This is a genomic window from Klebsiella pneumoniae complex sp. WS1778, assembly GCF_049472055.1.
GTDB classification, from domain to species: Bacteria; Pseudomonadota; Gammaproteobacteria; order Enterobacterales; family Enterobacteriaceae; genus Klebsiella; species Klebsiella quasipneumoniae.
Genome location: NZ_JBKGTJ010000002.1, coordinates 81,064 through 105,120, shown reverse-complemented (window position 1 = coordinate 105,120; position 24,057 = coordinate 81,064). Strand labels below are relative to the sequence as shown.

Annotated in this window: 18 protein-coding genes; 8 read left to right on the top strand and 10 right to left on the bottom strand. The window is 57.7% G+C overall.

Annotation, left to right across the window (positions count from 1 at the left end):
• Nucleotides 1–4: 4 nt before the first annotated feature.
• From ACLEXF_RS10515 to pncB, 4 genes are all read right to left on the bottom strand, one after another.
• Complete coding sequence (locus ACLEXF_RS10515) at nucleotides 5–1,195, bottom strand: amino acid aminotransferase (protein ID WP_017899450.1); 1,191 nt, start codon at nucleotides 1,193–1,195, stop codon at nucleotides 5–7.
• 187 nt (nucleotides 1,196–1,382) lie between these two features.
• The gene (gene ompK35 / locus ACLEXF_RS10510; protein ID WP_049116479.1) at nucleotides 1,383–2,465 is read right to left on the bottom strand and encodes a porin OmpK35; all 1,083 of its coding nucleotides are present in this window, start codon (nucleotides 2,463–2,465) and stop codon (nucleotides 1,383–1,385) included.
• A gap of 591 nt (nucleotides 2,466–3,056) precedes the next feature.
• Nucleotides 3,057–4,457: an asparagine--tRNA ligase gene (gene asnS / locus ACLEXF_RS10505; RefSeq protein WP_017899452.1), complete on the bottom strand. Its 1,401-nt coding sequence runs from the start codon at nucleotides 4,455–4,457 to the stop codon at nucleotides 3,057–3,059.
• A gap of 165 nt (nucleotides 4,458–4,622) precedes the next feature.
• Complete coding sequence (gene pncB, locus ACLEXF_RS10500) at nucleotides 4,623–5,825, bottom strand: nicotinate phosphoribosyltransferase (protein ID WP_004201408.1); 1,203 nt, start codon at nucleotides 5,823–5,825, stop codon at nucleotides 4,623–4,625.
• A gap of 326 nt (nucleotides 5,826–6,151) precedes the next feature.
• On the opposite strand from pncB, the gene pepN reads away from it, so the two are divergent.
• Nucleotides 6,152–8,767, top strand: coding sequence for an aminopeptidase N (pepN, locus tag ACLEXF_RS10495; RefSeq protein ID WP_017899454.1), 2,616 nt, complete (start codon nucleotides 6,152–6,154; stop codon nucleotides 8,765–8,767).
• 204 nt (nucleotides 8,768–8,971) lie between these two features.
• Here the strand turns inward: pepN and ssuB are convergent, their stop codons facing one another.
• Genes ssuB through ssuE form a run of 5 tightly spaced genes read right to left on the bottom strand, consistent with a single transcriptional unit; the run spans nucleotide 8,972 to nucleotide 13,216 of the window.
• Nucleotides 8,972–9,745, bottom strand: coding sequence for an aliphatic sulfonates ABC transporter ATP-binding protein (gene ssuB, locus ACLEXF_RS10490; RefSeq protein ID WP_004201411.1), 774 nt, complete (start codon nucleotides 9,743–9,745; stop codon nucleotides 8,972–8,974).
• Nucleotides 9,742–10,533, bottom strand: a complete 792-nt coding sequence (gene ssuC, locus ACLEXF_RS10485) for an aliphatic sulfonate ABC transporter permease SsuC (protein ID WP_004201413.1) — start codon at nucleotides 10,531–10,533, stop codon at nucleotides 9,742–9,744. The genes ssuB and ssuC overlap by 4 nt, the downstream gene beginning before the upstream one ends.
• Nucleotides 10,534–10,543: 10 nt before the next feature.
• On the bottom strand, nucleotides 10,544–11,689 hold the full coding sequence (gene ssuD, locus ACLEXF_RS10480; protein WP_004201414.1) for an FMNH2-dependent alkanesulfonate monooxygenase: 1,146 nt from the start codon (nucleotides 11,687–11,689) through the stop codon (nucleotides 10,544–10,546).
• Nucleotides 11,686–12,648 carry a sulfonate ABC transporter substrate-binding protein gene (locus tag ACLEXF_RS10475; protein ID WP_004201415.1) on the bottom strand — a complete coding sequence of 321 codons (963 nt, stop codon included), beginning with the start codon at nucleotides 12,646–12,648 and terminating at the stop codon, nucleotides 11,686–11,688. Before ACLEXF_RS10475 ends, ssuD begins: the two co-directional genes overlap by 4 nt.
• On the bottom strand, nucleotides 12,641–13,216 hold the full coding sequence (gene ssuE / locus ACLEXF_RS10470; RefSeq protein ID WP_004201416.1) for an NADPH-dependent FMN reductase: 576 nt from the start codon (nucleotides 13,214–13,216) through the stop codon (nucleotides 12,641–12,643). Before ssuE ends, ACLEXF_RS10475 begins: the two co-directional genes overlap by 8 nt.
• 248 nt (nucleotides 13,217–13,464) lie before the next feature.
• Here ssuE and pyrD point away from each other — a divergent pair, with 248 nt between their 5' ends.
• Nucleotides 13,465–14,475, top strand: a complete 1,011-nt coding sequence (gene pyrD, locus ACLEXF_RS10465) for a quinone-dependent dihydroorotate dehydrogenase (RefSeq protein WP_004201417.1) — start codon at nucleotides 13,465–13,467, stop codon at nucleotides 14,473–14,475.
• 168 nt (nucleotides 14,476–14,643) lie between these two features.
• A complete protein-coding gene (zapC, locus tag ACLEXF_RS10460; protein WP_002898308.1) occupies nucleotides 14,644–15,186 on the top strand; it encodes a cell division protein ZapC in 543 nt (180 codons plus the stop codon).
• Here the strand turns inward: zapC and ACLEXF_RS10455 are convergent.
• The gene (locus ACLEXF_RS10455; RefSeq protein WP_114464918.1) at nucleotides 15,183–16,292 is read right to left on the bottom strand and encodes a YcbX family protein; all 1,110 of its coding nucleotides are present in this window, start codon (nucleotides 16,290–16,292) and stop codon (nucleotides 15,183–15,185) included. The two genes, zapC and ACLEXF_RS10455, sit on opposite strands and share 4 nt — an antisense overlap.
• Before the next feature lie 99 nt (nucleotides 16,293–16,391).
• On the opposite strand from ACLEXF_RS10455, the gene rlmKL reads away from it, so the two are divergent.
• From rlmKL to pqiC, 5 genes are read left to right on the top strand one after another with little or no spacing between them, the layout of a single operon-like run.
• Complete coding sequence (rlmKL, locus tag ACLEXF_RS10450; RefSeq protein ID WP_004201420.1) at nucleotides 16,392–18,497, top strand: bifunctional 23S rRNA (guanine(2069)-N(7))-methyltransferase RlmK/23S rRNA (guanine(2445)-N(2))-methyltransferase RlmL; 2,106 nt, start codon at nucleotides 16,392–16,394, stop codon at nucleotides 18,495–18,497.
• A gap of 12 nt (nucleotides 18,498–18,509) precedes the next feature.
• On the top strand, nucleotides 18,510–20,417 hold the full coding sequence (locus ACLEXF_RS10445; protein ID WP_004201421.1) for an ABC transporter ATP-binding protein: 1,908 nt from the start codon (nucleotides 18,510–18,512) through the stop codon (nucleotides 20,415–20,417).
• A gap of 14 nt (nucleotides 20,418–20,431) precedes the next feature.
• Nucleotides 20,432–21,700, top strand: coding sequence for a membrane integrity-associated transporter subunit PqiA (pqiA, locus tag ACLEXF_RS10440; RefSeq protein ID WP_004201422.1), 1,269 nt, complete (start codon nucleotides 20,432–20,434; stop codon nucleotides 21,698–21,700).
• Nucleotides 21,690–23,327: an intermembrane transport protein PqiB gene (gene pqiB / locus ACLEXF_RS10435; RefSeq protein WP_004201423.1), complete on the top strand. Its 1,638-nt coding sequence runs from the start codon at nucleotides 21,690–21,692 to the stop codon at nucleotides 23,325–23,327. Before pqiA ends, pqiB begins: the two co-directional genes overlap by 11 nt.
• Entirely contained in the window at nucleotides 23,327–23,890 is a 564-nt protein-coding gene (gene pqiC, locus ACLEXF_RS10430) for a membrane integrity-associated transporter subunit PqiC (RefSeq protein ID WP_004201425.1), read from the top strand. Before pqiB ends, pqiC begins: the two co-directional genes overlap by 1 nt.
• Nucleotides 23,891–24,057: the final 167 nt, after the last annotated feature.

Below are 24,057 nucleotides of genomic sequence, written 5' to 3'. Positions count from 1 at the left end.
TTGCTTACAGCACGGCGACGATGGCTTCGCACAGCGGCGCCATGTTGTCAGGCGTCATGCCGGCCACGTTGATACGGCCGGACGCGACCGCATAGATGGCGAACTCTTCACGCAGACGCAGCACCTGCTCTTTCGTCAGGCCGCTGAACGAGAACATACCGTTCTGTTTGCTGATAAAGCTGAAGTCGCGGCTCGCGCCTTTCTCCTGCAGGGTATTGACGAACAGCAGTCGCATGCGCTGAATGCGCTGGCGCATATCGGTCAGCTCCTGCTCCCAGATCGCCCGCAGCGCATCGTTGCTCAGAATGGTCGCGACCACGGACGCGCCGTGCGCAGGCGGGTTGGAGTAGTTAGCGCGGATCACCGACTTCATCTGGCTGAATGCGCGGTCTACAGTCTCCTGATCGGCGGCGACCAGAGTGCAGGCGCCGACGCGCTCGTTGTACAGGCCAAAGTTTTTCGAGTAGGAGCTGGCGACCAGCAGCTCTTTATGCAGAGCAGCAAAGGCGCGCAACCCTTCAGCATCTTCTTCCAGGCCGCGGGCGAAGCCCTGATAGGCGAAATCGAACAGCGGCAGCCAGCCTTTCTCGACCGACAGCTGCGCCAGCGTCTGCCACTGATCGAGCGTGGGATCGATACCGGTCGGGTTGTGGCAGCAGCCGTGGAACAGTACCACGTCGCCCGCCTGGGCTTCGTTCAGGCTGGCCAGCAGACCATCAAAGTCCAGCGCGTGGTTAGCCGCGTCGTAGTAGGCATATTCACGCACTTCCAGCCCGGCGGAGGTAAACACACTCTTATGGTTTGGCCAGCTCGGGTTGCTTACCCACACGCGTTTCACGTCGGTGTTTTTGGCGAGGAAGTCTGCGGCGACGCGCAGTGCACCGGTACCGCCCGGGGTCTGCGCGGTGCGGGCGCGTTTATCGGCGATAATCGCATTGCCTTTACCGAACAGCAGCTCCTGGGTGCAGCGACCAAATTCAGGAATACCATCGATGCCCAGATAGTTTTTAGTCGTTTCATTTTCCAGCAGGTACTGCTCTGCTTTTTTGACGCTGGTCAGAACGGGGGTTTTACCAGTTTCATCCTTGTAAACACCAATTCCGAGGTTAATCTTTTCAGGGCGGTCATCGGCACGAAACAGATCGGCCAGACCTAAAATCGGGTCGGCTGGGGCGGCGGTAATGTTCTCAAACATGACGAGGTTCCATTGTGATTACTGAAGGGAAATCCGCTATCAGGTTAACGGGAGAACAACGAATTGCCAACCGTTTGCGACAAAAAGCGCGAAGGTTTTCGAAAGATACGATCTTTGCCTCACGAATAGAGAAAAGCAGGACCGAAGTCCTGCTCTGAAGGCATATCACGAAGGGGTGTACTGCAAATTAGAACTGGTAAACGATACCCACGGCCGCCTGGTCGTCGGTCGCTACGCCAGCTTCACGCGTATAAGCGTTGTCGTCCAGTTGGTTGAACTTGTACGCCGCATAGACGTTCATGTTCTTGTTGAAGTAGTACCAGGTACCCACTTCGACGTATTTAACCAGATCCGCATCGCCGCCGGAGAAGCCGCCGCGCGCCTGCAGGTCTTTGCCTTTGGTCTGTACGTAGCCGATGGACGGACGCAGGCCGAAGTCGAACTGATACTGTACAACGGCTTCGAAGTTCTGGGTTTTGCCAGCGAAGTAGTTACCCTGGTTTTCCGGGGTCATGTTGTAAGTCTGGGAGTACATGACGGCCGCGTAAACGTTGTTGGCGTCATATTTTGCAGAGGTTGCCCAGGCTTCGGCTTTGTCGCCATTGCCGTCAGCTTTCTGATCTACGCTACGGTTGGAACCGGAGTAGCCAGCAGACAGCGCAATACCGTTGTCGAACGCGTAGGTCGCCGCGGTGCTGAAGCCGTCGCCATTCTGCTTGTGAATCGAACGGTCGTGGTCGTTTTTACCCTGGTACTGCAGCGCGAAGCTCAGGCCGTCAACCAGACCGAAGAAGTCAGAGTTACGGTAGGTTGCCACGCCGTTGGTACGGCCGGTCATGTAGTTGTCGGTGTAGTTCCAGCCGTCGCCGCCCCATTCAACCAGCATATCGGTTGCTGCTTCGACGTCGTAGATTGCGCCGTAGTTACGGCCGTAGTCGAATGAACCATACTCGCCCGCTTTCAGACCTGCGAACGCCAGACGGGTTTTGGTCGGCTGGGAACCTTCAACGTTGGAGGCGTCCATGTTGTATTCCCACTGACCGTAGCCGGTCAGCTGATCGTTGATCTGAGTTTCGCCTTTCAGGCCGATACGGGCGTAGGTGGTATCGTCGCTGCTGGTCTTGCCATTGGTGGTCCAGACGTGCTCGCCGACCATTTTTCCGTAGAAGTCCAGTTTGTTGCCGTTTTTGTTATAGATTTCTGCAGCGTTAGCTGCACCGGCTACCAGCAGGGCAGGGATCACCACTGCCAGAATATTGCGCTTCATCATTATTTATTACCCTCATTAATATTTTTTATATGAACACGTGCCACTGCCGTCAATAAGTTCTGTCAATAAAAACTTACAGAACCATTGATGAGAGTTTGGTGTCTGAAGGCATCTTTCCATCCGCGACAACGTTTCGCTAGCCGGAAAATGCTACTAATATCTCATATGAGTAACAAAACGAAAAAACATGTAACTAAATATGTATTTCTGGGAACTTTGTGAACTTAATCAAAATTCCGTTCCACATGGTGAGGTAAATCGCCCTTCCATATCTATCTATATGAAATATTTATGATTAATTTGGATAAAGGTAAATTTGCTCATTTTATGTGTTGAATCCGCCTTCTTTTTATTCAGCCTTTGTCTTGGCAAGATGTGCGGCGTATGGTTAAAAAATGAGCAAATTAATCAGGGGTTTTGCTCTGTTATGAACAAAAAGTGCGATCTGTATCACCAGGATGCACCGAAACAGTGCGTAACATAAATGTGAATTCGAGGCCTTGATGTTTAAGTTTGTTGAATTTTGATAACAGTAATTGACATAAAAAAAGGCCAGCTTGCGCTGGCCTTTCAGGTTTATGTCAGAAAAATTTAGAATGTCGCGTTGCGCGGGGTCCGCGGGAACGGAATGACATCGCGGACGTTCTGCACGCCGGTCACGTAGGCGATCAGACGCTCGAAGCCCAGGCCAAAGCCGGAGTGTGGAACGGTGCCATAGCGGCGCAGATCGCGATACCACCAGTAGTCTTCTTTATTCAGGCCCATCTCGGCCATACGCGCGTCAAGCACGTCGAGGCGCTCTTCACGTTGGGAACCACCGATGATCTCGCCAATACCCGGCGCCAGGACGTCCATTGCCGCGACGGTTTTACCGTCTTCGTTAAGGCGCATGTAGAACGCCTTAATATCTTTCGGGTAGTTTTTCACCACCACCGGCGCTTTGAAGTGTTCTTCAGCCAGGTAACGTTCGTGCTCGGAGGAGAGATCCACGCCCCAGTACACCGGGTTCTCGAATTGCTTGCCGCAGTTTTCCAGAATGGTGACGGCGTCGGTATAATCCACCTGCGCAAAATCAGCGGTGATAAAGCGCTGCAGACGGTCGATAGCGTCTTTATCAACGCGCTCGGCGAAGAACTGCATGTCGTCCGCGCGCTCTTCCAGTACCGCTTTAAAGACGTACTTGAGCATCGCTTCCGCCAGGCCGGCAACATCGTTCAGATTGGCGAAGGCCACTTCCGGCTCCAGCATCCAGAACTCCGCCAGGTGGCGGCTGGTGTTGGAGTTTTCCGCGCGGAAGGTCGGGCCGAAGGTGTAAATCTTCGACAGCGCGCAGGCATAGGTCTCGCCATTCAGCTGGCCGGAAACGGTCAGGAACGACTCTTTACCGAAGAAGTCTTTGTCGAAATCGACTTTGCCCTGATCGTTACGCGGCAGGTTTTCCAGATCCAGCGTCGACACGCGGAACATTTCGCCAGCGCCTTCGGTATCGGAGGCGGTGATCAGCGGGGTGGAGACCCAGAAGAAGCCCTGCTCATCAAAGAAGCGATGCAGCGCCTGCGCCAGGGTGTGACGCACGCGGGCAACCGCGCCGATCAGGTTGGTGCGCGGACGCAGGTGGGCCACTTCACGCAGATACTCGATGCTGTGGCGCTTGGCCGCCATCGGATAAGTGTCCGGGTCTTCCACCCAGCCGGTCACTTCCACGTTGGTCGCCTGGATCTCAAAGCTCTGACCCTGGCCCTGGGAAGCCACGACTTTACCGGTGACAATCACCGAGCAACCGGTGGTCAGACGCAGCACTTCCTGATTGTAATTGGGCAGAGAATTATTAATAACGGCCTGTACAGGATCAAAGCAGGAACCGTCATAGACGGCGAGGAATGAAAAGCCAGCTTTTGAATCTCGGCGGGTACGCACCCATCCGCGGACCGTGACTTCGCTGTCAACGGCAACGCGGCCCTGGAGTACGTCGGCTACAGGCACAACGCTCATAATAATCTCTCTATATAGTCCAATAAAAAAGTCTCTTCCCCCTACAGCGGGGGGATATCTATGTTACCTGTCATCTTCCATCAGACAAGTAGATTTCGCATCATAAGCGGATAATTCGGCAATAAATAATAAAGAAAAAGGAGCCTGAAAGGCTCCTTAAGAAAATTAGCTCGCTTTTTTAATCGGCGGCAGGTCGAACGCTTCGCGCAGGGCGCGGACGAAGGCCTTATCGTGGCAGATGGTTTTCCCCGGGCTGTCGGAGAGTTTCGCCACCGGCTTGCCGTTACATTCCACCAGCTTAATCACGATATTGAGCGGTTTAACCTGCGGCAGATCGCAGGTTAAACGGGTGCCGATCCCAAAGCTCAGCTTCACCCGCGAGGCGAAGTGGCGATACAGGTCGACGGCTTTCGCCAGATCGAGATTATCGGAGAAGACCAGCACTTTGCTCAGCGGATCGATGCCCAGCTTCTGATAATGGGCGATGGCTTTTTCACCCCATTCCACCGGGTCGCCGGAGTCGTGGCGCAAACCCTGATAGCGGGTGGCGAACTCCGGACCGAAATCGCGCAGGAACGCATCCATGGTGATGCAGTCGGTCAGTGCGATGCCCAGTTGGTCAGGATACTCTTCCAGCCAGGCGGCGAGGGCCGCCCGCTGGCTGCTGGCCAGGTTCGGGCTGATCTGCTGATGAGCCTGGAACCACTCATGGGCCTGGGTGCCCATCGGGGTTAAGTTGAGACGGCGCGCCAGATCGTAGTTGCTGGTGCCAACAAACCATGGCTCCTGCTGCAGGCGTTGCACAATGGCTTCCTGCACCTCGCGTGAAAAACGACGGCGGGTGCCGAAATCCATCAGGCGGAAGGCGCTCATATCGAGGTCAGCGGTCATGGTGGCGAAGTCGCCTAGCTTATGTTCAAGCGCGTTTAGCGCTTGTTCCACGCCCGTCTCGGGTGAACGGTAGCGATGTACCAGCTCGCTTATCACCGCCAGCAGCGGGACTTCCCACATGATGGCTTCCCGCCATGGGCCGGTAAGGCGAATGTTCAGCTTGCCATTGTCATTGGTGACCGTGACCTGGCGTGGGTCATAGCGAAAATCGCGCAGCCAGTCGAGGTAATCCTGGCGAAAAAAAGGAAGGGTGGACAGCCAGCGATATTCATCATCCCGCAGCCTCAGGTCGCGCATGGACTCCACCTGCTCGCGGATCGCGTCGGCATAGATGCCGAGCAGGTCGTCTCCGCGGCAGCGAAACTCCGCCGCCACATGTACATCGCCGTAGCGGTGGAAGACAGCCTGCTGCATGTGCAGCTTGTAGGCATCCGTATCAAGCAGCGAGTGCAGTACAGGAGAAGTGAATTGTGTCATGGTGCGCAGTAGCATCCTCTCACTGGAGCGTTCCATCGAAACCAACGCGGAAAAAGGAGGCGGAGTATACCTTTATTACCCGGCTCTGTCCCGCGATGGCGAGCAATGGCGACGCTGACGGTCATTTGCGAGGCCTAGTTTAATATATTGAACATGGATCACACCACAAGCTTTGCGTCGGGTCGAGGGCATTTCGTGCCGCGAGTGTTAACAAAATGTAGCGATTTCCGTGTTTCACGTTGAAAAGATGAAGATTCTGCATAGCGCGATTGACACAACGGGAATAGACTGGGACGACACTTTACCGAAGATGCGAAAGGTTTTTTATGACACAACAGCCCCAAGCCAAATACCGCCACGACTATCGTGCGCCGGAGTATCTGATTAGCGATATCGATTTGACCTTTGACCTGGATGCCGCAAAAACCGTTGTTACGGCCGAGAGCAAGGTCTCCCGCCACGCGGCAGCGTCTGATGTGCCATTGCGCCTGGACGGCGAAGATCTGACTCTGATTTCGCTGCAGGTGAACGGACAGCCGTGGAGCGACTATAAAGAAGAAAACAATCAGCTGGTGATCGGCGGCCTGCCGGAGCATTTCACCCTGACCATCGTCAATGAGATCAGCCCGGCGGCGAACACCGCGCTGGAAGGCCTGTATCAGTCAGGCGAAGCGCTGTGCACCCAGTGTGAAGCGGAAGGTTTCCGCCACATCACCTGGTATCTGGACCGTCCGGACGTGCTGGCGCGCTTTACCACCAAAATTATCGCCGATAAAGCCAAATATCCGTTCCTGCTCTCCAACGGCAACCGTATGGCGGAAGGGGAACTGGAGAACGGTCGTCACTGGGTACAGTGGCAGGATCCATTCCCGAAACCGTGCTACCTGTTTGCGCTGGTGGCCGGTGATTTCGACGTCCTGCGCGACACTTTTACCACCCGCTCCGGGCGTGAAGTGGCGCTGGAGCTGTACGTCGATCGCGGCAATCTCGACCGCGCGCCGTGGGCGATGACCTCGCTGAAAAACTCCATGAAATGGGATGAGGAGCGCTTTGGCCTCGAGTATGACCTCGACATCTATATGATTGTCGCCGTCGACTTCTTTAATATGGGTGCCATGGAGAACAAAGGGCTGAACGTCTTTAACTCCAAATATGTTCTGGCCCGTACCGATACCGCCACCGATAAAGACTACCTCGATATTGAGCGCGTGATTGGTCATGAATATTTCCATAACTGGACCGGCAACCGCGTCACCTGCCGCGACTGGTTCCAGCTCAGCCTGAAAGAGGGGCTGACCGTGTTCCGCGATCAGGAGTTCAGCTCCGACCTCGGCTCGCGGGCGGTGAACCGCATCAACAACGTGCGCACTATGCGCGGGCTGCAGTTTGCCGAAGACGCCAGCCCGATGGCGCACCCGATCCGCCCGGATATGGTTATCGAGATGAACAACTTCTACACCCTGACGGTCTACGAAAAGGGCGCCGAAGTGATCCGCATGCTGCACACTCTGCTGGGTGAAGAAAACTTCCAGAAAGGGATGCAGCTCTATTTTGAACGTCATGACGGCAGCGCCGCCACCTGCGACGATTTCGTCCAGGCGATGGAAGATGCCTCGAACGTCGATCTGTCGCACTTCCGCCGCTGGTACAGCCAGTCCGGTACGCCGATCGTCACCGTCCATGACGACTATAACCCGGAAACCGAGCAGTATACGCTCACCATCAGCCAGCGCACGCCGCCGACCGCCGAGCAGGCTGAGAAACAACCGCTGCATATTCCGTTTGCCATCGAGCTGTACGATAACGAAGGTAAGGTGATCCCCCTGCAGAAGGGCGGCCATCCGCTGCACCCGGTGCTTAATGTGACTCAGGCTGAGCAGACCTTCGTCTTTGATAATGTCTATTTCCAGCCGGTACCGGCCCTGCTGTGCGAGTTTTCAGCACCGGTGAAACTGGAATACAAGTGGAGCGATCAGCAGCTCACCTTCCTGATGCGCCATGCGCGGAATGATTTCTCGCGATGGGATGCGGCGCAGAGCCTGCTGGCGACCTACATCAAGCTGAACGTTAACCGTCATCAGCAGGGACAGCCGCTGTCGCTGCCGGTGCACGTGGCGGACGCCTTCCGCGCGATTCTGCTCGACGAGAAGATTGACCCGGCGCTGGCCGCCGAGATCTTAACCCTGCCGTCGGCCAACGAAATCGCCGAGATGTTCGCCATTATCGATCCTATCGCCATCGCCACCGTGCGCGAGGCGCTCACCCGCACCCTGGCGAACGAGCTGGCGGACGAATTCCTCGCGGTATATAACGCCAATAAGCTCGACAGCTACCGGGTGGAGCATGCCGATATCGGTAAGCGCGCCCTGCGCAATACCTGCCTGCGCTATCTGGCGTTCGCAGAACCGACGCTGGGCGATAAGCTGGTGGCGGCGCAGTATCACCAGGCGGATAACATGACCGACGCGCTGGCCGCGCTGTCGGCGGCGGTTGCCGCTGAGCTGCCGTGCCGCGATGCGCTGATGCAGGAGTATGACGACAAATGGCATCAGGACGGCCTGGTGATGGACAAGTGGTTTATCCTGCAGTCCACCAGCCCGGCGGCCAATGTGGTCGAAACGGTACGCGGTCTGCTGAACCATCGTTCGTTCAGCATGAGCAACCCGAACCGCGTGCGGTCGCTCATCGGCGCTTTCGCCAGCAGCAACCCGGCGGCGTTCCATGCGGAAGACGGCAGCGGCTACCAGTTCCTGGTGGAGATGCTGACCGAGCTTAACCAGCGCAACCCGCAGGTCGCATCGCGACTGATTGAGCCGTTGATTCGCCTGAAGCGTTACGATGAGAAACGCCAGGCGCTGATGCGCGCCGCGCTGGAGCAGCTGAAGGGTCTGAAGGATCTCTCAGGCGATCTGTACGAGAAAATCAGTAAGGCGCTGGCGTAACCGTGGCGTAAACCCGGGTTGCGGCGCACATTGCGCCCTGTCCGGGTTACCTGGTGCCGCAGTGATGTTGTCGGGTGGCGCGATGCTTACCCGGTCTGGAATACGCGGCAGATTTGTCGTTGGTCGCCCGGCTGAGCAAAGCGCGAGCCGGGGACATGTCGGATGACGATATGCCCCCGTTCTGACAGCAGACCGTTACTCCGGTCAGCCATGACTAAATAAACGCGGCACGCTCTCGCTCTTGCCGCGCTTCATCACCCGATCCAGTACCTCCGCCTCCAGCTCGGCCAGCTTCGCCGAACCGGTGCGCCGCGGTCGCGGAATATCCACGTTCAAATCGAGACCGATCTTCTTCTCTTCAATTAACAGCACCCGGTCGGCCATCGCCACCGCTTCGCTGACGTCGTGGGTCACCAGCAGGACCGTAAAGCCATGCTCCTGCCACAGGGAGACGATCAGCTCCTGCATCTCCAGACGAGTGAGGGCGTCCAGCGCCCCCAGCGGCTCGTCCAGCAATAGCAGGCGCGGGCGATGGATCAGGGCGCGGGCCAGCGCAACGCGCTGCTTTTGCCCGCCCGACAGCGCCGCCGGCCACTCCTGCGCGCGACTCTCGAGTCCGACGCTGGCCAGTGCCTGCAGGGCGGCTTCGCGCCAGGCGCCTTTTAACCCCAGCCCCACGTTATCAATCACCGTTTTCCACGGCAGCAGGCGCGCATCCTGAAACATCATCCGGGTGTCGTCCTGGATCGCCGCCAGCGGCGTTGCGCCCGCCAGTAGCTCGCCAGCGTTCGGGGTTTCCAGGCCCGCCAGCAGGCGCAGCAGGGTACTTTTGCCGCCGCCGCTGCGGCCCACCACCGCCACAAACTGGCCGCTGGGGATATGCAGATCCAGCTCGTTAAGAATGGTGTTGTCGCCATAGCGTTTAGTCACCCCGTTCAGCAGCAGCGGGATACCTGGGTTTAGACGGGCAGTGTTCATGCGTTCGCCTCCTGAAGATGATACGCCGGGTTCCAGCGCAGCCAGAGCCGCTCCAGCAGCTGGGCGCTGACGTCGGCCAGTTTGCCAAGAATGGCGTAAAGAATGATGGCGACCACCACCACGTCGGTTTGCAGAAATTCACGCGCATTCATCGCCAGGTAGCCGATACCGGCGTTCGCCGAGATGGTTTCGGCGACAATAAGCGTCAGCCACATCAGACCGAGGGCGAAACGCACGCCGACCATAATCGAGGGTAGGGCGCCGGGTAAAATCACGTGACGGAAAAGAGCAAAGCCGGATAAACCATAGCTGCGCGCCATCTCCACCAGTCCGCGGTCGATATTGCGGATCCCGTGCCAGGTGTTGATATAGATCGGGAACAGGGTGCCCAGCGATACGAGGAAGATCTTGGCGGTCTCATCGATGCCGAACCACAAGATCACCAGCGGGATCAGCGCCAGATGCGGCACATTGCGCAGCATCTGGATCGACGTGTCCAGCAGGCGCTCGCCCCAGCGTGACAGACCGCTGATCAAGCCGAGCACCAGCCCAATGGAGCCGCCGATGGCGAAGCCGACCAGCGCCCGCCACGAGCTAATGGCCAGATGCTGCCACAGCTCACCGCTGGCCGAGAGGGTCCAGAACGCTTTCAATACGCCCTCCGGCGAGGGCAGCACCCGCGTCGACAGCCAGCCGACGGACGAGGCCAGCTGCCAGACAATGACCGTTCCCACCGGCAGCAGCCAGGGGGCGAGGCGTAATAACAGGGGATGGGTTGATTTTGCCATCACGACCTCCTCAGCTCTGCGCCACTTTACGCGGGATAAACTCGTTAGCGACGGCTTCTCCCTGCAGGCGCAGGCTTTGCGGCTGCGGGACAGACGGCACCGCGACGTCGAGCAGCGGGAACAGCAGTTCGCCGACCCGATACGCCTCTTCCAGATGCGGATAACCGGAGAAGATAAAGCTATCGATACCCAGCGCGGCGTACTCATTGATCCGTTCGGCCACGGTGGCGGCATCGCCCACCAGCGCGGTCCCGGCGCCGCCGCGCGCTAAACCGACGCCAGCCCACAGGTTGGGGCTGATTTCCAGCTTATCGCGTCGGCCATTGTGCAGGGCCGCCATCCGCTGCTGGCCGACGGAGTCGGTTCTGGCGAAGGCTGCCTGGGCGCGGGCGATAGTCTCATCATCAAGATGAGAGATAAGGCTGTCCGCTGCCTGCCAGGCTTCCTCATTGGTTTCCCGCACGATCACATGCAGGCGGATGCCGAAACGCACCCGGCGACCGTGCCGGGCGGCTTTCTCCCGCACCTGAGCAATTTTCTCTGCCACCTGGGCCGGTGGTTCCCCCCAGGTAAGATAGAGATCGACCTGCTCAGCGGCCAGATCCTGCGCCACCTCAGACGAGCCGCCGAAATAGAGCGGCGGACGCGGCTGCTGGAGCGGCGGAAACAGCAGTTTAGCGTCGCGAACGCGCTGATGCTTACCGTTAAAGGTGACAGTTTCCCCTTCCATCAGCTTGCGCCAGATGTGGGTAAATTCAGCCGAGGCCTCATAGCGCTCGGTGTGGTCGAGGAAGACACCGTCGCCAGCCAGCTCGGCGGGATCGCTGCCGGTGACCAGATTGAACAGCGCCCGGCCGTTTGACAGCCGGTCCAGGGTCGCCGCCTGGCGCGCGGCCACCGTCGGCGACACCACGCTTGGCCTGAGGGCGACAAGAAATTTCAGCCGCTGCGTTACCGGGATCATCGAGGCCGCAACCAGCCAGGCATCTTCACATGAGCGCCCGGTCGGGATCAGCACGCCGGTGAACCCCAGCCGATCCGCCGTCTGCGCGATTTGCTGCAGATAGCCATAATCGACCGGACGGGCTCCCTCTTCGGTACCCAGATAACGACCATCACCATGGGTCGGTAAAAACCAGAACATATTCAGACTCATGATTTCGCTCCTTGTGCGGCGGCGGGCTGCCAGATGCGGGCCCGGATATCTACTTTTTTCGGCACCAGCTTGTTCTCATAGAACAGGTCGGCCGTCTGCTGCTGGCGAGCGGCGGTTTCGGCGCTCACCGGGGTAACCGAGGTGGGGGGACGATGGTCCAGGTAGCTGGCGATCACCGCCTCCGGTAACCCCATCGTTTTCGCCAGCAGCGTAATGCTTTGCGCGCGCTGGCTATGGGTCAGGGCATCGGCCTGCGTAAAGGTATCGAGTACACCCTCAATAAAGGCGCCATTGCGTTCAGCGTAAGGGCGGGAAGCGAGATAGAAGGATCCTGTCTGTTTCAGGTCGGTTCCGTCGGTTAGCACCCGGGCGCCGCCCTGCAGCAGCGCGGCGGAGTAATACGGATCCCAGATCGCCCAGGCGTCGACATTGCCCTGCTGGAAGGCGGCGCGCGCATCGGCGGGGGCGAGATAGACCGGCTGAATGTCGCTAAACTTCAAACCTGCCAGCTGCAGGGCGCGCAGCAGCAGATTGTGGGAGCTGGAGCCTTTCTGAAAAGCAACCTTTTTTCCTTTCAGCTCCGCAACGTTATGAATCGGGCTGCCCTGCGCCACCAGAATCACTTCCGCTTTGGGCTTGGGCGGTTCCGAACCGATATACACCAGATCGGCGCCCGCCGCCTGCGCAAAGATAGGCGGAATGTCGCCAGTGCTGCCGATATCGATGCTGCCAACGTTCAGCGCCTCCAGCATCTGCGGACCGGCCGGGAATTCTATCCACGAGATATGGGTCTTTGGGTAGCGCTGCTCCAGCAGCTGATGGCTTTTCGCCAGCACCATGCTGACGCTGCCTTTCTGATAACCGATGCGCAGGGCGTCAGGCGCCGCCGGGGCGGCGTGGCCCAGGGTGGAAAAGAGCAGCAGTCCGCCGAGGGTCAGAGCGCGGAGAGGATTAAGCATGTTCCACCCCACGCAGAGACGTTAATGACGGCGCGCGGCTGCTGGGGCGGTGCAGCGCCTGCCAGAAGGTCTCGAGGGCTTCATCGAGGCGCCGCTGCAGGTTCGGGGTAAACTGCGGCTTGTGCTGGTAATCGGTCACCTGGCTGTCGTCGGCGAAGACGCCGTGGAGGATCTCCTGAGCCTTGAGGGCATTCAGCACCGGCTTCAGGGCGTAGTCCACCGCCAGCATGTGGGCGATGGTGCCGCCGGTGGCCAGCGGCAGTACGATTTTGCCCTCCAGCGCCCGCTCAGGAAGCAGGTCGAGCAGCGTTTTCAGGGCGCCGGAAAACGAGGCTTTATACACCGGCGTGGCGATGATCAAGCCGTCAGCCCCGGCCAGCTGCTCATTGAGCGTCTGCAGCGCCGGGTTGTCAAAGCGAGCGTAGAGAAGGTCTTCCGGGGCAAAGTTCTGCAGATGCCAGTGGCAGACTTCGATATCGGCGGCGGTGAGCGTCTCTCTGGCATATTCCAGCAGGGCGCTGGAACGGGAAGGGTAACGCGGGCTGCCCGCAAGCGTAATGACGCGCATCTCTCTCTCCTTATAACTAAATGTTTGCATTTATCTATAATTGATAACATTTATAGTGAGTGTGACAGAGGGCCATTATTTCCCTAAATGATTTATCCACCGTTAGATAGCCGAAAAGCGCATAACGGCGCGCGGGGAGGTAATCGTTTGCGCTGATGGGGGATTTTTTGTCGCAGGTCAATTCCCTTTCCGCAACAGATCGCACATAATACGCCCCCGGTTTGCACACCGGGAATCCAGGAGAGTTCATGTACTACCCCTTCGTTCGTAAAGCCCTTTTTCAGCTCGATCCTGAGCGCGCTCATGAAGTTACTTTTCAACAATTACGCCGTGTCACCGGGACGCCGCTGGAAATCCTGGTTCGCCAGAAGGTGCCGGCCAGGCCTGTCACCTGCATGGGGTTGACCTTTAAAAACCCGCTGGGTCTGGCGGCCGGGCTGGATAAAAACGGGGAATGCATTGACGCGCTGGGCGCGATGGGTTTTGGCTCCATTGAGATCGGCACCGTGACGCCGCGTCCGCAACCGGGCAACGATAAGCCAAGGATCTTCCGTCTGGTGGATGCTGAGGGGTTGATCAACCGCATGGGCTTTAATAACCATGGCGTCGATAACCTGGTCGAGAACGTGAAAAAGGCGCATTTTGACGGCGTGCTGGGCATCAATATCGGTAAAAATAAAGATACGCCGGTTGAGCACGGGAAAGATGATTACCTGATTTGTATGGAAAAAGTCTATCCCTACGCTGGCTATATCGCCATTAATATCTCCTCGCCGAACACCCCGGGGCTGCGCACGCTGCAATACGGCGAAGCGCTCGACGATTTACTCTCCGGTATTAAAAATAAACAGCTTGAGCTGCAGCAGAAGCATCAAAAATATGTGCCGGTCGCCGTGAAGATCGCGCCGGATCTTTTGCCTGAGGAATTGATCCAGGTTGCCGATAGCCTCGTGCGTCATAATATTGATGGGGTGATTGCCACCAATACTACTCTCGATCGTTCTCTGGTCCAGGGAATGAAACATTGCGATGAGACCGGCGGGCTTAGCGGTCGTCCATTACAATTAAAGAGTACCGAAATTATTCGCATGCTCTCCGCAGAGTTGAATGGCCGTTTGCCTATCATTGGCGTGGGCGGTATTGATTCCGTGATTGCCGCGCGGGAAAAGATGGCCGCTGGGGCATCGCTGGTGCAGATTTATTCCGGATTTATTTTTAAAGGTCCGCCGCTGATTAAAGAAATTGTTACCCACATCTAATCTTTTACCCCTTTGAATCCCCCCAGGGCTTTATTTCCGGCCCTGGTTGTTTTATATTCCCTCACTGTTGCTTATTTAAACATTTTAGACTTTTCTTAATTTTAGAAAATATTCTGCGGTAAGTCGCAACAGCTTTGCAGAGGCGTATGAAAGGGGACAGGGGGAAAAATGCGGATTAAACCTGACGATAACTGGCGTTGGTATTACGATGAAGAGCACGACCGCATGATGCTCGATCTGGCCAATGGCATGTTATTTCGCTCGCGCTTCGCCCGGCGCATGCTGACGCCGGACGCCTTTGCCCCATCGGGATTCTGCGTTGATGACGCCGCGCTCTATTTCTCTTTTGAAGAAAAATGTCGCGATCTCGAGCTATCGAAAGAGCAGCGGGCGGAATTAGTCCTTAACGCGCTCACCGCCATCCGTTTTCTCAAACCGCAGATGCCGAAAAGCTGGCACTTTATCGCCCATACCCATCACTGGCAGCCGAGCGGCGGCGACGCGGCCTGCGTCTGGCTGAGTGATACCGGCGAGCAGGTGAATTTACTGGTGGTGGAGCCGGGCGATAACGCCGCGCTCTGTCTGTTGGCTCAGCCGGGTCTTACGCTTGCCGGCCGGGTTATGCAGCTGGGCGATGTCATTAAAATCATGAACGACAGGCTGCAGCCGGCGCAGAGCGCGGTCAGCTACAGCCTGGGGCAGGCGGTTTAAGGCGCCAGGCGCAGGGCCGTTTTCGGCACGCAGCTGCAGGCGAGAATGGTGCCATCTCCGGCGACCGCGTTTTTCTTTAACGGACTCACTTCCCCCTCTTCAAGACGGATGCGGCAGCTGCCGCAGATCCCCGCCCGACACGAGTAGGGTACGCGAATGCCCTGTTGCTCCAGTTGTTCCAGCAGCACCTGCTGGTTATTGCCGGTAAATTGTTGACCCTGCCATTCAATGGCAACCGTGGCCTGCAGCTGCGCCTCGGGAGCCGGGGTATCGTCGCTTTCGCCGGCGCCGTAGGCTTTCGCCGGGCCGCGGGCGAGGATTTCCACTTCATCCCCCACCCGGATCACGCCGCTGTTACGGGCAATCAGGTTCTGACCAAAGTCAACATCGCCATTATCCTGCGCGGTGCGGAAGCGCTTTAAGGTTTCAAGCGGCTCTCCGCTGGGATGCTTCTGCCCGCGCTCCGGACTGACGGTGGTAAAAATGCAGCGGCTGCACGGTTTGGCGACGTCAAATACCACCTCGCCGACGCGGATCACTTTCCAGCTATCTTCATCCCAGGCCGCCGCGCCGGTGACCACGAGATTAGGGCGAAACTGTTCTATGCTTACGCTGGCCGGGCAGCGCTGCTGCAGATCGCGCAGGGAGGCTTCGTTCGCCAGCAGGTAAGGGTAGCCGTCGGCGAAGGAGAGCGGTACCGCATCGTGGCGCTTCACCCGGCGGGTTAACTGTGGCCCCAGCCAGCGCAGCTGGACGTCGCGATTGAAAAAGCCGCTGAGCCACTGATTAACCGCTGCGGGCGCGATAAGGGCGGTAAAATGGTTGCCCCAGACTTCTGTCGGTTCGGCCTGAGGGGCGAAATCGTTAAAACGCACCACGGCGCTGCTGCCGTCCGGTGCGGTCAGGTGAAGGCCATCATGCAGCGGCGCCGGAATAAATTTCACCATTTGCGGAAACTGACGGGCGGTAATAAAGGTGCCGTCGGTTTCGGTGACCATAAACAGGCGATCGAAGGCCAGGCCGCTGATATCGGCAAAGGCGTGGGTCAGGCCCATGCCGCGCATGGATTTAACGGGATGAATAAAAAGACGCGAGAGCGTTACCATACGCTGCCTCCGGGTTCCAAAAATAAGCCTATAACTTTATGACATAGGGCACATATTGGCTATAATGCGCACCAATTTTCTTTAAGTAAAAGTGACGATATGAATTCTCTGTTTGCCAGTACGGCTCGTGGGCTGGAAGAGCTGTTAAAAACTGAACTGGAAGGGCTTGGCGCGACGGACTGCCAGGTAGTCCAGGGCGGGGTCCATTTTCAGGGGGATACGCGCCTGCTGTATCAGAGCCTGATGTGGAGCCGGCTGGCTTCGCGCATCATGCTGCCGCTGGGCGAGTGTCGCGTATACAGCGATCTGGATCTGTACCTCGGCGTACAGGCCATTCCGTGGACGGAGATGTTCAACCCTGGCGCCACCTTCGCGGTGCATTTTAGCGGTCTCAATGAGGAGATCCGCAACAGCCAGTACGGCGCGCTGAAGGTCAAAGACGCTATTGTCGACAGCTTCACCCGTAAGAATCTGCCGCGTCCGAACGTCGATCGTGAGTCGCCCGATCTGCGGATCAACGTCTGGCTGAACAAAGAGACGGCGCACATCTCGCTGGATCTGAGCGGCGAAGGCCTGCACCTGCGCGGCTACCGCGATGGCACCGGTATGGCGCCGATCAAAGAAAACCTCGCGGCGGCGATCGTGATGCGCTCCGGCTGGGTGCCGGGCACCCCGCTGCTCGATCCGATGTGCGGCTCCGGTACCCTGCTGATTGAGGCGGCGATGCTGGCGACCGACCGCGCGCCGGGCCTGCACCGCGGCCACTGGGGCTTTGGCGGCTGGGCACAGCACGACGACGTCATCTGGAAAGAAGTGAAAGCGGAAGCGCAAACCCGCGCCCGTCAGGGGCTGGCGGCATATGGGTCACGCTTCTATGGATCCGATGTCGACGCACGCGTCATTGACCGCGCCCGCCGCAACGCCCGTCGGGCCGGCATCGGCGAGCTGATCGATTTTGAAGTCAAAGACGTCGCCCAGTTGAATAATCCGCTGCCGAAAGGCCCGTACGGCACCGTGATCAGCAACCCGCCGTACGGCGAGCGTCTGGAAAGCGAGCCGGCGCTGATCGCCCTGCACAGCTTGCTGGGCCGGATCATGAAAAGTCAGTTTGGCGGCTGGAACCTGTCGGTGTTCAGCGCCTCGCCGGAGCTGTTAAGCTGCCTGCAGCTGCGCGCCGACAAACAGTTTAAAGCCAAGAACGGCCCGCTGGACTGCGTGCAGAAGAATTATCACCTGGCGGAGAGCGAAGGCGGCAAGCCGGCGATGCTGGCAGAAGATTTTGCTAACCGTCTGCGTAAGAACCTGAAGAAGTTTGAAAAATGGGCCCGTCAGGAAGGCATTGAATGCTATCGCCTGTACGATGCTGACCTGCCGGAATACAACGTGGCCATCGATCGCTACGCCGACTGGGTGGTGGTCCAGGAGTATGCCCCGCCGAAAACTGTCGACGCGCATAAAGCGCGCCAGCGCCTGTTCGATATTATCGCCGCGACTATCGCGGTGTTAGGAATCGCGCCGAACAAGCTGGTGCTGAAGACCCGCGAGCGGCAAAAGGGGAAAAATCAGTATCAGAAGATGGCGGAGAAAGGCGACTTTATCGAGGTGCAGGAGTACAACGCGCGTCTGTGGGTCAACCTCACCGACTACCTGGATACCGGTCTGTTCCTCGACCACCGGATCGCCCGCCGTATGCTTGGCCAGATGAGCAAAGGCAAGGATTTCCTCAACCTGTTCTCCTATACCGGCAGCGCCAGCGTCCACGCCGGCCTCGGCGGCGCTCGCTCCACCACCACGGTGGATATGTCGCGCACCTATCTGGAGTGGGCGGAACGCAACCTGCGTCTCAATGGCCTGACCGGCCGCGCGCATCGCCTGATGCAGGCGGACGTCCTGGGCTGGCTGCGGGAGAGCACCGAGCAGTTCGATCTGATCTTTATCGATCCGCCGACCTTCTCCAACTCCAAACGAATGGAAGATGCTTTCGACGTCCAGCGCGATCACATTCGCCTGATGACCGATCTGAAACGTCTGCTGCGTAAAGGCGGCACCATTATGTTCTCGAATAACAAACGCGGTTTCCGTATGGATCATGACGGGCTGGCGGCGCTTGGCCTGAAGGCACAAGAGATTTCGCAAAAAACGCTGTCGCAGGATTTTGCCCGCAACCGTCAGATCCACAACTGCTGGCTGATTACCGCAGCCTGAAAGGAATAAAGAATGTCACTGATTAGTATGCATGGCGCCTGGCTTTCCTTCAGCGATGCGCCGCTGCTGGATAATGCCGAGCTGCATATCGAAGATAACGAGCGCGTCTGCCTCGTCGGACGCAACGGCGCCGGTAAATCGACCCTGATGAAGATCCTCAACCGCGAGCAGGGGCTGGATGACGGGCGCATTATTTATGAACAGGATCTGATTGTGGCGCGTCTGCAGCAGGATCCGCCGCGTAATGTCGCCGGTACGGTGTACGATTTTGTCGCGGAAGGCATCGCCGAGCAGGCGGCCTACCTGAAGGCCTACCATGACGTATCACATCAGGTCATGACCGATCCGAGCGACAAAAATTTAAATGAACTGGCGCGCCTGCAGGAGCAGCTCGATAACCTGGGGCTGTGGCAGCTGGACAGCCGCATTAACGAAGTGATTGAGCAGCTTGGCCTTGATGCCAATGCCCAACTGGCCTCCCTGTCCGGCGGCTGGCTGCGTAAAGCGGCGCTGGGCCGCGCGCTGGTCAGCGGGCCGCGCGTGCTGCTGCTCGATGAACCTACCAACCACCTGGATATCGAAACCATCGACTGGCTGGAAGGGTTCCTGAAAACCTTTAAAGGCACCATTATCTTTATTTCGCACGACCGCTCCTTTATCCGCAATATGGCGACGCGCATCGTCGACCTCGATCGCGGCAAGCTGGTGACCTACCCGGGCGATTACGATCAGTATCTGCTGGATAAAGAAGAAGCCCTGCGGGTTGAAGAACTGCAGAATGCGGAATTCGACCGCAAGCTCGCTCAGGAAGAGGTGTGGATCCGTCAGGGGATCAAAGCGCGCCGCACGCGTAACGAAGGCCGCGTTCGCGCCCTGAAGGCGATGCGTCGTGAGCGCGGCGAGCGCCGGGAAGTGATGGGCAGCGCCAGGATGCAGGTTGAAGAGGCTTCGCGCTCCGGCAAAATCGTTTTCGAAATGGAGAACGTCAACTATCAGGTTGATGGCAAAGTGCTGGTGAAAGATTTCTCCGCGCAGATCCAGCGCGGCGACAAGATTGCCCTGATTGGCCCCAACGGCTGTGGGAAAACCACGCTGCTGAAGCTGATGCTTGGCCAGCTGCAGGCCGACAGCGGGCGGATCCACGTTGGTACCAAACTGGAAGTTGCCTACTTCGACCAGCACCGCGCAGAGCTGGATCCGGACCGGACGGTGATGGATAACCTTGCGGAAGGTAAGCAGGAGGTGATGGTTAACGGTAAGCCGCGCCATGTGCTGGGCTATCTGCAGGACTTCCTGTTCCATCCGAAACGGGCGATGACTCCGGTGCGGGCGCTCTCTGGCGGGGAACGTAACCGCCTGCTGCTGGCGCGGCTGTTTTTGAAACCCAGCAACTTGTTGATTCTCGATGAACCGACAAACGACCTGGATGTCGAAACGCTGGAGCTGCTGGAAGAGCTGATCGATGGCTATCAGGGCACCGTGATGCTGGTGAGCCACGATCGTCAGTTCGTGGATAACACCGTAACCGAATGCTGGATCTTCGAAGGCGGCGGTCGCATCGGCCAGTATATCGGCGGCTATCACGACGCCCGCGGACAGCAGGCCCAGTCGTTGGCGCAGAAGCAGCCGGCAGCGAAAAAAACGTTGGAAGTCGCTCAGCCAAAAGCAGAAACTGTCAAACGCGGCGGGAACAAACTAAGCTATAACCTGCAGCGCGAGCTGGAACAGCTGCCGCAGAAGCTGGAAGCCCTCGAGGCCGAACTGCAGACGCTGCAGGAGCAGGTGGCCGATCCCGACTTCTTTGGACAACCGCACGATCGCACGCAGCAGGTGCTGGCAAAGCTGGCCGAAGCGGAACAGGCGCTGGAAGCGGCCTTTGAACGCTGGGAATATCTCGAAGGATTAAAGAACGGCGCCTGAGCCGAGGAGTTGTCATGTGCGATCATCATCATGCTGCGCGACATATTTTATGTCCCCAATGTGATTTGCTGGTGGCTTTGCCGCAGCTTGAGCATCGCCAGAAAGCCGCTTGTCCGCGCTGCGGTACAACATTAACCACCACGTGGGACGCGCCTCGCCAGCGTCCCACGGCGTATGCGCTGGTTGCGCTGTTTATGCTGCTGTTGGCCAACCTGTTTCCGTTCATCTATATGAAAGTGGGCGGGATCAGCAGCGAAATAGAGCTACTGGAAATTCCCAATGTGTTATTTACCGAGGATTACGCCAGCCTCGGCACTTTCTTTTTACTCTTTGTGCAGCTGGTACCGGCGTTTTGCCTGGTCACCATTCTGCTGCTGGTCAATCGGGTCAGAATGCCCGCCGGTCTCAAGGCGTTCCTTGCGCGTATTCTGTTCCACCTGAAAACCTGGGGCATGGCGGAGATCTTTCTTGCCGGCGTGCTGGTGAGCTTCGTCAAGCTGATGGCCTACGGCGATATCGGCATCGGTCTGAGTTTTGTGCCGTGGTGTATGTTTTGCCTGCTGCAGTTACGTACTTTTCAGTGCGTCGACCGCCGCTGGCTGTGGGATGATATCGCCCCCATGCCGGCCATTACCCAACCGCTGAAGGTCGGTGTGGCCGGTATCCGCCAGGGGCTGCGCTCCTGCGCGTGCTGCACGGCGGTGTTGCCGGCCGATCTGACGATCTGCCCGCGCTGTCACAGTAAAGGAACGGCGCGGCGTAAAAACAGCCTGCAGTGGACGCTGGCGTTGCTGGTGACCTCATTTATCCTTTATCTTCCTGCCAATATTATGCCGATCATGATCACCGATCTGTTGGGCGATAAAATGCCGTCGACCATTATGGCTGGGGTCGTTTTACTGTGGAGCGAAGGTTCTTATCCGGTGGCGCTGGTGATCTTTATCGCCAGTATTATGGTGCCGACGCTGAAGATGATCGCTATTGCCTGGCTGTGCTGGAACGCCAATGGCAACGGTGAGCGCGATTCGGAACGCATGCATCTGATCTATGAAGTGGTGGAATTTGTTGGCCGCTGGTCAATGATTGATGTTTTTGTCATCGCCGTACTCTCTGCGCTGGTGCGCATGGGAGGGTTGATGAATATCTATCCCGCTATCGGCGCGGTGATGTTTGCCCTGGTGGTGGTGATGACCATGTTTTCAGCCATGACGTTTGATCCCCGTTTACTCTGGGATCGTGAGCCAGATTCAAGCCATGAGGAAATACAACAACATGGAAAATAAGAGCGGAGAAGCGAAAGTGCAGAAGGTGAAGAACTGGTCACCGGTGTGGATCTTTCCTATCGTCACTGCGCTGATCGGGGCGTGGATCCTGTTCTATCATTACAGCCATCAGGGCCCTGAGGTCACGCTGATCACCACCAACGCGGAAGGGATTGAAGGGGGAAAAACCCGCATCAAGAGCCGCAGCGTGGACGTTGGGGTAGTGGAGAGCGCGACGCTGACCGACGATTTAACCCACGTGGAAATCAAAGCCCGCCTCAACTCAGGGATGCAGAAATTACTGCACAACGATTCCGTCTTCTGGGTGGTGAAACCGCAGGTAGGGCGCGAGGGGATCAGTGGTCTTGGGACATTGTTGTCCGGGGCCTATATTGAACTGCAGCCTGGGACGAAAGGTTCGGTGCCAGCGCAGTATCCGCTACTGGATTCTCCGCCGCTGGCCTCGCCGGATGCCAAGGGGATCCGTATTCTGCTGGAAAGCAGCAAGGCGGGGCAGCTGTCGCCGGGCGATCCGGTGCTGTTCCGCGGCTATCGCGTGGGGTCGGTGGAAACCAGCACCTTCGACACCCAGAAACGTCGTATCACTTATCAGTTGTTTATCAATGCGCCCAATGACCGCCTGGTGACCACCAATGTCCGCTTCTGGAAGGACAGCGGCATCGCTGTAGATTTGACTTCGGCGGGGATGCGCGTCGAGATGGGTTCGCTGTCGACGCTGTTTGGCGGCGGCGTGAGCTTCGATATTCCTGAAGGATTGGATCTCGGCGAGCCGGTGGCAAATAAAACGGAATACCATTTATTTGACGATCAGAAGAGCATCCAGGATTCGGTCTTTACCGAACATATTGACTATGTGATGTTCTTCAAAGACTCGGTTCGCGGCCTGCAGCCGGGCGCGCCGGTAGAGTTCCGCGGCATCCGTCTGGGAACCGTCGGCAAAGTGCCGTTCTTCATTCCCGGTCTGAAGCAGCGTTTGAACGACGATTATCGCATTCCGGTGGAAGTGCGGGTGGAACCGCAACGTCTGATTAACCAGCTGGGCGGCGATCCGAATATTCGTGCCCACATTGACGATCTGATCAACCGCGGACTGCGCGGCTCGCTGAAAACCGGTAACCTGGTGACCGGCGCGCTGTATATCGATCTCGACTTCTATCCGAAGGCGCCGCCGCGCGGGAAAATTCAGGAGTTTAACGGCTATCCGATTATCCCGACCATCAGCGGTGGTCTGGCGCAGATCCAGCAGCGTCTGATGGATGCGCTGGATAAGATTAATAACCTGCCGCTCAATCCGTTGCTGGAGCAGGCGACCAGCACCCTGGCGCAGAGCGAGAAGACCATGCAGCACGTGCAGACCACGCTGGATAGTCTGAATAAGATCACCTCCAGCCAGTCGATGCAGCAGTTGCCTGCGGATATGCAGACGACGCTGCGCGAGCTGAACCGCAGCATGCAGGGCTTCCAGCCGGGCTCCGCGGCCTACAATAAGATGGTGGCCGATATGCAGCGTCTGGATCAGGTGCTGCGTGAATTGCAGCCGGTCCTGAAAACGCTCAATGATAAGAGCAATGCGCTGGTATTTGAGGCGAAGGATAAAAAAGACCCACAGCCGAAGGGAGCGAAATAATGAAAAAATGGTTACTGGCGGCAGCCGTATGCGTGCTGACGGCGTGCAGTAGCGGCGGCGAAAGCAAAACATATTACCAGCTGCCGGTGGCGCAGGGCGGCGCACAGAGCGCCGCCAGCCAGGGGGCGCGTCTGCTGTGGGTTGAGCAGGTCAGCATCCCGGATTACCTGGCGGGTAACGGGGTGGTCTATCAGACCACCGACGTGCAGTATGTGATCGCCAATAATAATCTGTGGGCCAGCCCACTGGACCAGCAGCTGCGCACCACGCTGGTGGCGAACCTGAGCCAACAGCTGCCGGGCTGGGTGGTGTCATCCCAGCCGCTGGGTAGCGAGCAGGATACGCTCAACGTCGCGGTCAATGGCTTTCACGGACGCTACGACGGACGGGTTATCGTCAGCGGTGAGTGGCTGCTGAAGCATCAGGGACAGCTGATCAAGCGCCCGTTCAACATCGTGCTTAAGCAGGATCAGGATGGTTATGACGCGATGGTCAAGACCCTGGCGCAGGCGTGGAGCCAGGAGGCGGCGGCCATTGCCAGCGAGCTTAACCGTCTGCCATAAGTAAAATTCATCACGCTGATCTGCCGTGCGGTTCGTCTGAGCCGCACGGCTTTTTTTTGTCAGGTCAGTTCGTTACCGGCTGGTGTGTCAGATGAACAAAAAATGAACTCTTATATAGGTCACAAATATGACAATGGCGTGAATTTTGCGCATTGACGTTGCCTTCA